We start from the raw sequence: 12195 nt of genomic DNA, 5'->3' as shown, positions 1-12195 counted from the left end.
GGCACGCCCGTCTCCGCCCGGCCTCCTTATGGAACTCACGGTGAGTTCTTACGGAGCGAGACCCCGCCGCGCACGCGTGGCGGGCCCGCCGAACGAACCCGGCGCGCCGCCGGTCAGCGCCTCGGCCTCCGCGTCGGGCAGATCGCCGAGCAGGATCCCGCCGAGGACCGCCCCGGCGACCCCGTTCGTGTGCTCGGGCCGCCCACCGTACGGATTGCCGTGCGCGCGGACGTCCCGCTCGGCCAGTTCCCGGGCCTGCCGGGCGAAGGCGTCGCCCTCCGCCGGGTCCTGGTCCAGCAGCCGTCGGGCCTCGGCCAGCCGGGTCCGGGCCTCGGCGCCCACCGCGCCCCGGTGCGTGCCCACGAAACCGTCCGCCGCTTCGGTGGCCCGGCGCGCGACGAGCCGGACAGCGCCGGGCACCGTCCCGAGGGGCGCGGACACCACCGCGATCCGGTGCAGGGCCTCCAGGGGGTCGTAGGGCCCGGCGGCGGCCTCTTCCCGTACGGCGGCCAGCGTGGCCCGGGCGCGGCTGACATGCCCCTCCAGCTCACCGACAGGCACCCCCTCCGCCGTACCCTCGGCCAACCGCTCCCGTGCCTCCACGACGGCCGCCTCCGCCTCGTCCAGCGCCTCCGGAACAGCCTGTGCGGCGGCGGCCAGCGCGGACGCGAGGCGGTCGACGCCGTCCACGAACACCTCGGCCTGCGCGATCGCGCCCTCGGCGGCGCGCAGTTGCAGCACAGCCCTGTCCGGGTCGGCCAGGTCGGCGGACTGACGGGCCCGGTTGAGCCCGGTCGTGGCGAACACCAGCCGGTCCTTCGCCTGTTCGACCTGGCCGGAGACGAGGAGCGAGGCGCTCGGCGCATACCGCTCGCCGAGATCGGCGAGGGTCGCCTCCGCCGCACTCGTCCGACCGGTCAGCTCCCGGAAGCGCACCTCGGCGTGTCTGAGCGCACCACTCATGTCCTGCTCCAGAGCGCGCAGTTGGTCGAACCCGGCGGCCTCCGCGTCCAGTCGCCTACCTGCGTCCACACAGCGGGCGACGATCTGGTCGAGGCCGGCCCGGGAGGCGTCCGTCGGGCTGTCGTCGTACGCCTGGCGCAGTTGGAAGGCGGCCGACAGCTCGGCCTCGGCACAGCGCACGGCCTCCGTGAAGGGCGCGACGGCCTCGCTCCCGAACAGCCCCTCCACGAAGCCGAGTTCCTCCCGGCTGGTGCGTACACAGTCGTCTGCGGCGACCAGCGACTTGCGGGCCTGCCGGTCGAGCTCGGGGGTCGTGGGCCGCGCGACAGGAGGCAGGGCGGAGGGAATCGTAGGGGTTCCGCTGCGGCGCCTGCGCCGGGCGTAGCTGTACCCGGCCACCGCGACGGCCACACCCGCCACCACGAGCGGCAGGACCAGATCACCGGCGGAGGTCTTCTCCCGCGCGTCCGCGACCGCCGGGGCATCGGACACGGCCGTCGCGGACGCGGAGACGGCCGGCGCGCTGCCGACCGCCGACACGGGGGCCTCGTAGCCCTCCTGATCCGCTGTCGCTCCGGGCAGCACCAGCCACAGCACACCGATCACCCCGCCGAGCGCGGTGTGTGCCACGCGCACGGGTATGTGGGAGGCGGCTCGCCGCGGCCGGCCCCTGGTAAGGGAGGGCGTCACATTTGCGAGCGTATGGGGGCGATCGCGGTCCCGCGACCGGGATGGGGCAGGGGTGGCGGGAGAGGAGGAGTGGGTAGGGTCCCCGTAGGCGTGTTCGAAGGGGGCGGGGGATGTTTGACTCGTATCTGCTGGGAACGGCCGGGCTGCTGATGGCCGGCCTGGTGGTGATCGGTGCGGTTGCGGTCAGGACCGCCTGGCTGCTGCCATGGCTGCGGTACCGCACTGTGCGCCCCGAGCTGTGGGGCTACGGATCGATGTCCTTCGGCACGGGCATGTTCCTGCTCATGTCGTGGGGGGCATTGGACGCGTTCGGCGGCACCCGTGTCCTCCACGGGGCCATGGGAATCATCGGCGTGCTGATGATGACGGCGGGCGCCTACCTCCAGTCGCGTTCCGCGCGCCCCCGCCTCGACGCATGAGCGGCACAACCCGCAGAGAGCTCACCGCCACCGACCTCACCCCCCTCGCCCGCGCCGCCCTCGGCCGAAACCGTCTCCTGACCGGGGTCACCCGGGTGCGCGGTGGCAGCAAGAAGGGGGTCTACCGGCTCGCCCTCGACGACGGCACGACGGTGATCGCGTACGTCTGGTCGCCGGACGAGGACCTGTGGGACGCCGGTCCGATCGACCACCGCGACCCCCTCGCCCACGCCACCGGTCTCGACCTGTTCACGGCGTGCCACGACCGCCTCGCGGCCGTCGGTGTCCGCACCCCGCGCCTCCTGTACGCCGACCCCGCGCACACCCATCTCCCGGCGGACGCGGCGGTCGTCGAGGACGTGCGGGGACACCCGGGCGGCGGCAACCTGGAGGTGCTCCTCGAACGCGATCCGGAGACCGGCGCCGAGGTCCTGGACCGCCTCGGTGACCTGCTCGGCGCGCTGCACAGCGCCACCGGGCCCCGTCTCGGCAAGGTCGGCCTCGTCGACAAGGGCGGGGTGTCCCACGGGAGTTCGTGCGAGCGGATCATCACGGACCGCGCCCTGCACGACCTCGACGACCTCGTCGTACGGCAGCCGCGAGCCGCCCCGCTGGTACGGCACCTGGCAGCCGAAATCCGCCCCCGGACCGGCCCGCTGTCCCTCATCCACGGCGAACTCGGCCCGGACCACGTCCTGGTGACCCCGGACGGCGAACCGGCGCTCATCGACATCGAGGGCCTGCTGTACTTCGACGCCGAGTGGGAGCACGTGTTCCTGCGCCAGCGGTTCGGGACGCTGTACGAGAGCCTGGCCGCCCCGGACCTCGACCCGAACCGCCTCCGCCTCTACCGGCTCGCCATGCACCTCTCCCTGGCCACCGGCCCGCTGCGACTGCTCGACGTCGGCGCGTTCCCGGACCCCGCCTTCATGCGCGGGATCGCCGAGCACAGCCTCGAACAGGTCATGAGCTTTCCGACCGTCTCCTGATCTTCGAGCCCAGCCACACCAGCGGGTCGTACTTGCGGTCGACCGCCCGTTCCTTCAGGGGGATCAGCGCGTTGTCCGTGATGTGGATGCCCTCCGGGCACACCTCGCTGCAGCACTTGGTGATGTTGCAGTAGCCGAGGCCGTGTTCTTCCTGGGCGGTGCGCTTACGGTCCAGGCCCGACTCCGCCGCCGCGTCCAGGGGGTGCATGTCCAGCTCCGCGACGCGCATCAGGAAGCGGGGTCCGGCGAACGCGGGCTTGTTCTCCTCGTGGTCGCGGACCACATGGCAGGTGTCCTGGCACAGGAAGCACTCGATGCACTTGCGGAACTCCTGCGACCGGTCCACGTCCTCCTGCATCATCCGGTACTCGCCGGGGCCCACTCCCTCCGGCGGCACGAAGGCCGGCACCTCGCGGGCCTTGGCGTAGTTGAACCCGACGTCGGTGACGAGGTCCCGGACAACGGGGAAGGCCCGCAGGGGAGTCACCGTGATCGTCTCCTCGCGGGTGAACACCGACATCCGGGTCATGCACAGCAGCCGGGGACGCCCGTTGATCTCCGCCGAACACGAACCGCACTTGCCCGCCTTGCAGTTCCAGCGGACGGCGAGGTCCGGGGCCTGGGTCGCCTGGAGCCGGTGGATGATGTCGAGGACGACCTCACCGTCGTTCACCTCGACGGCGAAGTCCTTCAGCCCGCCGCCCTTCACATCACCGCGCCAGACCTTGAAACGGGCCTCGTAGCTGCTGCTCACGCTGCTGCTCACTCGTACAGCTCCTCGTCGGTGAGGTACTTGACCAGCTCCTCTTTCTCGAAGAGGGCGAGCAGGTCGGGGCGGACGGGGTCGGTGGTCTCGCGGGTGAGGGCGATCAGGCCGCTCGCCGGGTCGGTCGCCGCCAACCCACCGGCAGGGTCGGAGAGTCGGCACAGCAGGTTCACGTTGCGCCACCCACGGTCCATCACCGGATGGTCCTCACGGGTGTGGCCGCCCCGCGACTCGGTGCGCTCCAGCGCCGCCAGCGCCACGCACTCGCTGACCAGCAGCATGTTCCGCAGGTCCAGGGCGAGATGCCAGCCCGGGTTGAACTGGCGGTGCCCCTCGACTCCGGCGCGGTGGGCTCGTACCCGCAGCTCGGCCAGCTTCTCCAGCGCCTGCTCCATCTCGCCCTCGCGGCGGATGATGCCGACCAGGTCGTTCATGGTCTGCTGGAGCTCCTGGTGGAGGGTGTACGGGTTCTCCGCCGGGCGGCTGTTCTCCCCGCCGGGGGTCGGTTCCTCCGCCGAGAAGGGGCGCAGGGCCTCCGCCGCGGCCGTGTCGATCTGGTCGTCGTCCACGGGGGAGCGGGCGCCGGCCGAGTTCGCGTACTCGGCGGCGTGCAGGCCCGCACGGCGGCCGAACACCAGCAGGTCGGAGAGGGAGTTGCCGCCGAGCCGGTTGGAGCCGTGCATGCCGCCCGCGACCTCGCCGGCGGCGAAGAGGCCTGGTACGCCGCGTGCGGCGGCGGTGTCAGAATCGACAGCGATACCGCCCATCACGTAGTGGCAGGTGGGCCCGACCTCCATCGCCTCGGCGGTGATGTCGACGTCCGCCAGCTCCTTGAACTGGTGGTACATGGACGGCAGCCGGCGCCGGATCACCTCCGCGGGCATCCGGGTCGAGACGTCCAGGAAGACACCGCCGTGCGGGGAGCCCCGGCCCGCCTTGACCTCGGAGTTGATGGCGCGGGCCACCTCGTCCCGGGGGAGCAGTTCGGGCGGCCGGCGGTTGTTGTCCGGGTCCTCGTACCAGCGGTCGCCCTCGGCCTCCGACTGGGCGTACTTCTCCTTGAAGACGTCCGGGATGTAGTCGAACATGAAGCGTTTTCCGTCGGAGTTGCGCAGCACACCGCCGTCGCCGCGGACGGATTCCGTGACGAGGATGCCTTTGACCGACGGCGGCCAGACCATGCCCGTCGGGTGGAACTGCACGAACTCCATGTTGAGCAGCGGTGCCCCGGCGAGCAGCGCCAGCGCGTGGCCGTCGCCGGTGTACTCCCACGAGTTCGACGTCACCTTGAAGGACTTGCCGATCCCGCCGGTCGCGATCACGACGGACGGGGCTTCGAGGGTGAAGAAACGGCCCGACTCACGCTCGTAGGCGAAGACACCGGAGACGGCGTCACCGTTCTTGAGGACGCGGGTGACCGTGCACTCCTGGAAGACCTTCAGCCGGGACTCGTAGTCGCCGGTCTCCTTCTTGTCCTGCTGCTGGAGGGAGACGATCTTCTGCTGGAGGGTGCGGATGAGTTCGAGTCCGGTGCGGTCGCCGACGTGGGCGAGACGCGGGTACTCGTGGCCGCCGAAGTTGCGCTGGGAGATCCGGCCGTCGCGGGTGCGGTCGAAGAGGGCGCCCCAGGTCTCAAGTTCCCAGACCCGGTCGGGGGCCTCCTGAGCGTGCAGCTCCGCCATCCGCCACTGGTTGAGGAACTTGCCGCCGCGCATGGTGTCGCGGAAGTGGACCTGCCAGTTGTCACCCGAGTTGACGTTGCCCATGGCGGCGGCGATCCCGCCCTCGGCCATCACCGTGTGCGCCTTGCCGAACAGCGACTTGCAGATCACCGCCGTACGGGCGCCACGCTCGCGTGCCTCGATGGCGGCGCGCAGTCCGGCGCCACCGGCGCCGACCACGACAACGTCCCACTCCTGGCGGTCGACCACGGACATCAGAAGCTGTTCCCTTTTCTCTAGAAGAAGGTCGGATCGTCGAAAGCGCCGGAAGCGACCAGGTACACGTAGAAGTCGGCCAGCGCCACGCTCACCAGCGACGCCCAGGCGAGCTGCATGTGGCGGGCGTTGAGTTTCCCGACCCACTGCCAGGCGCGGTACCGCACGGGATGCTTGGAGAAGTGCTTCAGCTTGCCGCCGACGATGTGCCGGCAGGAGTGGCAGGAGAGCGTGTACGCCCAGATCAGCGTGATGTTGAGCAGGAAGACCAGGCTGCCGAGGCCCATGTGGCCCCACTCGTAGTGCTCGTCACGGAAGGAGAGCGCCGTGTCGTAGGTGAGGATGCAGGCGACCAGCAGCGCCGCGTAGAAGAAGTAGCGGTGGATGTTCTGCAGGACGAGCGGGAAGCGCGTCTCACCCGTGTACTTCTTGTGCGGCTCGGCCACCGCGCAGGCGGGCGGGGACGCCCAGAAGCCGCGGTAGTAGGCCTTCCGGTAGTAGTAGCAGGTCAGACGGAAGCCCAGCGGGAAGATCAGGATGATGATCGCCGGGGAGATGCCCCACCAGCTGCCGAACAGGTCGGCGTTGGGGCCGTGCCGCATGGGGGCGCAGTTGTCCGCCAGACAGGGCGAGTAGAACGGCGAGACGTACGGGGCCGCGTAGTAGTCGGCGTTCGCGAACGCCCGCCAGGTCGAGTACACGATGAACGCCAGCAGACCGGCGGCGGTGGCGGCGGGCGCCAGCCACCAGCGGTCGGTCCGCAGATGCGGGGCGTCGATGGCGGCGCGTGTAGGGGTCCGTACGCCGCCGCCCTTCTGCTGGGGGTCCGTGTCCGGTGGTTCGGTACCAGTGGCCAAGGAGAGCTCCGGTCGGATTCTCAGGGGGCGTGCCGGTCGCGGGCGCCGAGTCCTTCGTCGTCCGAGTCCGTCCACAGCGAGTTGTCGTACGGGGTGTCGGAGATCGACACGAGGTCGGGGCGTCGGGATTCCGCGAGCCCAGGGGCGGCCTCGCGGAGCAGCGCGAGGCTTTCGCGCAGATGGTTGGCGTCGCTGCGGAGGCGACGCAGTTCCAGGCTGCCCTTGCCGATCTGCTGTTCCAGGCGGCCCATTGAGCGCAACAGGTCGTCGAGGCTGCGCTGGATGGATGTCAGTTCGTCGTTCACGGACATGACGTGACCTCACTTCGTAGGCCGGGGCCTTGGACGGCAACGTTCATGCGCCTGCGAGTGTTGCGCGTCACACCTGTCGGTGGGAAGGGATGTGCACCGATTGGCCGAGGCGCATCGGTGCATCCCGTGGTGCGCTGCGCCGCACGGGTGGGCTTCCCGGCCGTTGCCGCCGTGTCGCCGCCGGTTGCCGAACCCTTTCCTCTTCAGTGGCCGGATACATGCGATCAGCTCCATATCCCACCAAAAGTGATCATAACGCCCGCGGCTCCCGGAGGTAAGCAGAGATGTCCCACCATGGCGTCGGACTGCGCGCGGTCACGCGCTCGGTCGCCTTCCTCACCGCCGGCGTACTCGCCGTGCCCCTGCTCACCGCGTGCAGCGGTGACCCGGACGAAGAGAGCAAGCCGCTCGCCGGGCAGGACATCGCCCCCGCGGATCGCGCCCAGCTCGCCGACGGCGGCACACTGCGCTGGGCCGTGGACTCCGTACCGGAGACGCTCAACACCTTCCAGGCGGACGCCGACGCGACGACCACCCGTGTCGCGGAGGCCGTGCTGCCGTCGATGTACCGGCTCGACGCGAACGGGCGGGTCAAGCGCAACGCGGACTTCCTGGAGTCCGCCAAGGTCGTCGAGACCGAGCCCAAGCAGGTCGTCCTCTACAAGCTGCACCAGCAGGCGGTCTGGAGCGACGGCCGGGAGATCGGCGCCGCCGACTTCGCCGCCCAGTGGCGTGCCCTGTCCGGCAAGGACTCGGCGTACTGGACCGCCCGCAACGCCGGGTACGACCGCATCGAGAAGGTGCAGCGCGGCGCGAACGACCTTGAGGTCAAGGTCACTTTCAGCCGGCCCTACGCCGACTGGAAGTCGCTGTTCTCGCCCCTGTACCCCAAGGAGGTCATGGGGACCCCGGACTCCTTCAACGACGGAGCGCGGCGCAAGCTCAAGGTCACCGCCGGGCCGTTCAACCTCAAGAAGGTCGCCAAGGCGGAGGGCGATGTCGTCCTCGTCCGCAACCCGCGCTGGTGGGGGCGTACTCCCCGGCTCGACGGGATCGTGCTGCACGCCGTACCGCGCGACAAGCGCACCGAGGCGCTCGCCGGGGGCAAGGTGGACGTGGCCGAGATCGATGCCGCCGAGGCCGAGCGCATCACGCTCGCCGCACGCGGAAAGTCCACCCCCCTCCAGGGCCCCGGCGCCGCGCTCACCCCGGCCCGCGCCCTGCGTTCCTGGGCCCTCGCGCACGGTTCCGACGACGAGGCCGCCGGCGCGGAGAACAGCGCCCGGCGCAAGCAGCGGGACGCGGTCACCGAGTACGCCGAGCAGCAGCGGTCGCTCAGCGCGTTCGAGGTGCGCAAGTCCCTCGAACCGGCCTACACGCAGCTCGCCCTCAACGGCGCCGACGGTCCCCTCGCCGACGAGCGGGTCCGTCGGGCCGTCGCCCGTGCGCTGGACCGTGAGGCGCTCGTCGGCCTCGTACTCAAACCGCTGGGGCTGCCCGCCGTACCGGTCGGCAGTCATCTCGCGCTCTCCGGACAGGCCGCCTACGCCGACAACAGCGGCGCGCTCGGCGGCCAGGACACCGACGAGGCCGAGGCGCTGCTCGCCGACGCGGGGTGGGTGCAGGGCGGCCCGCTCGGGAAACCGAAGAAGAAGGACGGCGAGAAGGTCGCCGGGGGAGAGGGCAAGAAGGCCGGCACCCAGTCCGCCAAGCCAGAGGCCAAGCCCACGACCAAGGCTTCCCAGGAGGACGGCAAGGACAGTGGCACCGACGACGGGACCTATGTCCTCGGCGACGACGACAAGCCGTACGGCGAGCCCGTCCGTGAGAACCACCAGGACCCGCAGGGGCACCAGGGGCACCAGGACAGCGCGGGGAAGAGAAATCTCGCCCAGGACGGTAAGCAGTCGCTGCGGAAGCACCCCGAGCAGGGTGGTGCGCCCGGCGCCTACGCGCCCAAGGGCACGCCCGCTCCCGCCGGGGCCGCCGGGGCGCTCGCCAAGGACGGCAAGCCGCTGACCCTGCGGTTCGTGCTGCCCTCGGGGCCGGGGTCCGCCACACTGCGGGCCGTGGGCGACCGGATCGCGCGGATGCTGGACCGGGTCGGTATCCGTACCGCCGTCACCAAGGTGTCCGACGACAGCTACTTCAAGGATCACATCGCCAGCGGCCAGTACGACCTGGCGCTGTACTCGTGGCCCGCGTCCGCTTTCCCCGCCACCGACGCGCGGCCCATCTACGCCAAGCCGGTGCCCGCGGCCGACGGGTCGCTCAACGTCGAGCAGAACTACACCCGCGTCGGCACCGACCAGGTGGACCAACTCTTCGACAAGGCCCTCACCACCCTGGACGAGGGCAGGTCGGCCTCGCTGGTGCGGAAGGCCGACGCCCGGATCTGGGCGGCCGGCGGTTCCATCCCGCTCTTCCAGCGACCCCAGCTCACGGCCGTGCGGAAGAACGTCGCCAACGTGGGAGCCTTCGGTTTCCAGACCCCCCTCTACGAGGACATGGGCTTCCTGAAGAAGGGCGTGACCCCCGGCAGCAAGGCCTCGCCCCGACCGTGACGGTCGCCTCACCCGGACGGCCCGGCGAGCCCCTACCGCGCCGGGCCCGTACCATGGGGTAAGGCCGTGGCATGTTCAGCCCGGCAGGGTCCGCGTAACACAGATGTACGCGCAGGCCATCCACTCAAGCCGGGAGTACGCCGCAATATGGCCACGCGCCACGACATCCGCAACGTCGCCATCGTCGCCCACGTCGACCACGGGAAGACGACCCTGGTCGACGCCATGCTGAAGCAGGCCGGTGCCTTCGCCGCGCACGCCGCCGAGTCGCTCGACGACCGCATGATGGACTCGAACGACCTGGAACGTGAAAAGGGCATCACGATCCTCGCCAAGAACACGGCGGTGAAATACCACCCGAAGAGCGGGGGGGACGTCATCACCATCAACATCATCGACACCCCTGGCCACGCCGACTTCGGCGGTGAGGTCGAGCGCGGTCTGTCGATGGTGGACGCCGTGGTCCTGCTCGTCGACGCCTCCGAAGGGCCGTTGCCGCAGACCCGGTTCGTCCTGCGCAAGGCGCTCCAGCAGCGCCTGCCGGTCATCCTGTGCATCAACAAGACGGACCGCCCGGACTCCAGGATCGACGAGGTCGTCAACGAGACGTACGACCTCTTCCTGGACCTGGACGCGGACGAGGAGCAGATCGAGTTCCCCATCGTCTACGCGTGTGCGCGTGCCGGTGTGGCCTCGCTAACCAAGCCGGAGAACGGTACCGTCCCGGCCGACAGCGACAGCCTGGAGCCGTTCTTCTCCACGATCCTCTCGCACGTCCCGGCTCCGGAGTTCGACACGGAGGCGCCCCTCCAGGCGCACGTGACGAACCTGGACGCCGACAACTTCCTCGGCCGTATCGCGCTGCTCCGCGTCGAGCAGGGCGAGCTGCGCAAGGGCCAGACCGTCACCTGGATCAAGCGTGACGGCACGATGTCCAACGTGCGCATCACCGAGCTGCTGATGACCGAGGCGCTCACCCGCAAGCCCGCCGAGATGGCCGGCCCGGGTGACATCTGTGCGGTCGCCGGTATCCCGGACATCATGATCGGTGAGACCCTCGCCGACCCCGAGAACCCGATCGCGCTGCCGCTCATCACGGTCGACGAGCCGGCGATCTCCATGACCATCGGTACGAACACCTCGCCGATGGTCGGTCGCGGCGCCACCGGCAAGGGCGCGGACGCCAAGGCCGCGGTCAAGGACCGCAAGGTCACGGCCCGTCAGGTCAAGGACCGTCTGGACCGTGAGCTGGTCGGCAACGTCTCGCTCCGCGTGCTCGACACCGAGCGCCCGGACGCGTGGGAGGTCCAGGGCCGTGGTGAGCTCGCGCTCGCCATCCTGGTCGAGCAGATGCGCCGCGAGGGCTTCGAGCTGACCATCGGCAAGCCGCAGGTCGTCACCCAGGTGATCGACGGCAAGGTCCACGAGCCCGTCGAACGCATGACGATCGACGTGCCCGAGGAGCACATGGGTGCGGTCACGCAGCTCATGGGCGTCCGCAAGGGCCGGATGGACAACATGTCGAACCACGGCTCCGGCTGGGTCCGTCTGGAGTTCGTCGTCCCCTCCCGCGGCCTCATCGGCTTCCGTACGGAGTTCCTGACCGGTACGCGCGGCACGGGCATCGCGCACTCCATCCACGAGGGCCACGAGCCGTGGTTCGGCGAGCTGAAGACCCGTAACAACGGTTCGCTGGTCGCCGACCGCGCGGGCGCCGTGACCGCCTTCGCGATGACGAACCTCCAGGAGCGCGGTGTGCTGTTCACCGACCCCGGCACCGAGGTGTACGAGGGCATGATCGTCGGCGAGAACTCGCGCGCCGACGACATGGACGTGAACATCACCAAGGAGAAGAAGCTCACCAACATGCGCTCGGCCGCCGCCGACTCGTTCGAGGCGATCGTGCCGCCGCGCAAGCTCTCCCTGGAGCAGTCCCTGGAGTTCTGCCGCGACGACGAGTGCGTCGAGGTGACTCCGGAGGCCGTGCGTATCCGCAAGGTCGTGCTGGACCAGAAGGAGCGCGGTCGCACCGCGAGCCGCGCCAAGCACGGCTAGCACCATCGGGCACCGCTGATGCCGGGCCCTCATCGAACGCACCGGGTACACCCGCTTCACGGTGGGGGTGCCCGGTGCCGTCGTAGAGGCGGGCACAGGGGGAAAACCCTTCAATCGAAGCGGTGTGCCCTCCTGCACGCGGTGCCCGCACTACCCTGCTGCTGGAGGAGGCCAACCGGTGGGCATGGAACACGTTTCTGTGTGCCCGCTGTGCCGCCGTCCGTCCACCGGGGGAGGACTTGTGGGGCCGCGGCCCCCGACAGACCCTGTCGCGGCCGCGGGCTGCTGACGCGCCGGGCGATGTCACTCCCCGCGTCCGAAGCCTGAGGGCGCAGCTTGGGGACGTACACACGGCGGCTATGGCGTACGCAACTCTTTTTCCGCTCAACCATGTCCGGAATGCGGACACTCGTTTCCGATAGATGTGTAACAAGTCCGTTTCGCAGGGATCTTTCGGCAAACTGTTTGTCCGGATTTTGGAAGAAGTACGTGCCAGGTGTGATCGAACCGAGACCTTGTGGGTGTGGTTCGGATATGGCGCATGGCAGATAGTTAGGCGCGTAGAGCTCGGACCACGGGTCACGCACAGCGAACTGTGTCGACTCGCGAGCGTGGGGGGCATTGGCTTTCTCGGTACCGGCAAC

General features: G+C 69.9%; 9 protein-coding genes. 4 read left to right on the top strand and 5 right to left on the bottom strand.

What is annotated here, in order from left to right:
- Positions 1-48: 48 nt before the first annotated feature.
- Positions 49-1593, bottom strand: coding sequence for a hypothetical protein (locus QA861_RS15220; RefSeq protein ID WP_334588861.1), 1545 nt, complete (start codon positions 1591-1593; stop codon positions 49-51).
- Positions 1594-1763: 170 nt separating this feature from the next.
- Here QA861_RS15220 and QA861_RS15215 point away from each other — a divergent pair, with 170 nt between their 5' ends.
- Positions 1764-2072, top strand: coding sequence for a hypothetical protein (locus QA861_RS15215; protein ID WP_334588860.1), 309 nt, complete (start codon positions 1764-1766; stop codon positions 2070-2072).
- Positions 2069-3061 carry a phosphotransferase family protein gene (locus QA861_RS15210; RefSeq protein ID WP_334588859.1) on the top strand — a complete coding sequence of 331 codons (993 nt, stop codon included), beginning with the start codon at positions 2069-2071 and terminating at the stop codon, positions 3059-3061. Before QA861_RS15215 ends, QA861_RS15210 begins: the two co-directional genes overlap by 4 nt.
- Here QA861_RS15210 and QA861_RS15205 read toward each other — a convergent pair.
- The 4 genes from QA861_RS15205 to QA861_RS15190 are packed head-to-tail and all read right to left on the bottom strand — an operon-like array spanning position 3036 to position 6932.
- The gene (locus QA861_RS15205) at positions 3036-3827 is read right to left on the bottom strand and encodes a succinate dehydrogenase/fumarate reductase iron-sulfur subunit (protein WP_334588858.1); all 792 of its coding nucleotides are present in this window, start codon (positions 3825-3827) and stop codon (positions 3036-3038) included. The two genes, QA861_RS15210 and QA861_RS15205, sit on opposite strands and share 26 nt — an antisense overlap.
- Positions 3824-5764 (bottom strand): fumarate reductase/succinate dehydrogenase flavoprotein subunit, encoded by a 1941-nt coding sequence (locus tag QA861_RS15200; RefSeq protein ID WP_334588857.1) that lies wholly within the window; start codon positions 5762-5764, stop codon positions 3824-3826. The genes QA861_RS15205 and QA861_RS15200 overlap by 4 nt, the downstream gene beginning before the upstream one ends.
- A gap of 20 nt (positions 5765-5784) precedes the next feature.
- Complete coding sequence (gene sdhC / locus QA861_RS15195) at positions 5785-6621, bottom strand: succinate dehydrogenase subunit SdhC (protein WP_334588856.1); 837 nt, start codon at positions 6619-6621, stop codon at positions 5785-5787.
- A gap of 20 nt (positions 6622-6641) precedes the next feature.
- The gene (locus QA861_RS15190; RefSeq protein ID WP_334588855.1) at positions 6642-6932 is read right to left on the bottom strand and encodes an Rv0250c family protein; all 291 of its coding nucleotides are present in this window, start codon (positions 6930-6932) and stop codon (positions 6642-6644) included.
- A gap of 284 nt (positions 6933-7216) precedes the next feature.
- Between QA861_RS15190 and QA861_RS15185 the strand changes: the two genes are divergently transcribed.
- Positions 7217-9496 (top strand): ABC transporter family substrate-binding protein, encoded by a 2280-nt coding sequence (locus QA861_RS15185; protein WP_334588854.1) that lies wholly within the window; start codon positions 7217-7219, stop codon positions 9494-9496.
- Between the two features lie 147 nt (positions 9497-9643).
- Complete coding sequence (typA, locus tag QA861_RS15180) at positions 9644-11551, top strand: translational GTPase TypA (protein WP_334588853.1); 1908 nt, start codon at positions 9644-9646, stop codon at positions 11549-11551.
- The last annotated feature ends 644 nt before the right edge of the window (positions 11552-12195 follow it).

Source organism: Streptomyces sp. B21-083, assembly GCF_036898825.1.
In the GTDB taxonomy this organism is placed as follows: Bacteria; Actinomycetota; Actinomycetes; order Streptomycetales; family Streptomycetaceae; genus Streptomyces.
This window is presented reverse-complemented; position numbering and strand designations above follow the sequence as displayed.

Excerpts from the sequence above, each read along its gene's own strand:
- QA861_RS15210 (WP_334588859.1), top strand. The coding sequence starts at position 2,069 with ATGAGCGGCACAACCCGCAGAGAGCTCACCGCCACCGACCTCACCCCC.
- QA861_RS15215 (WP_334588860.1), top strand. The coding sequence starts at position 1,764 with ATGTTTGACTCGTATCTGCTGGGAACGGCCGGGCTGCTGATGGCCGGC.
- typA (WP_334588853.1), top strand. The coding sequence starts at position 9,644 with ATGGCCACGCGCCACGACATCCGCAACGTCGCCATCGTCGCCCACGTC.
- QA861_RS15200 (WP_334588857.1), bottom strand. The coding sequence starts at position 5,764 with ATGTCCGTGGTCGACCGCCAGGAGTGGGACGTTGTCGTGGTCGGCGCC.
- QA861_RS15190 (WP_334588855.1), bottom strand. The coding sequence starts at position 6,932 with ATGTCCGTGAACGACGAACTGACATCCATCCAGCGCAGCCTCGACGAC.
- QA861_RS15185 (WP_334588854.1), top strand. The coding sequence starts at position 7,217 with ATGTCCCACCATGGCGTCGGACTGCGCGCGGTCACGCGCTCGGTCGCC.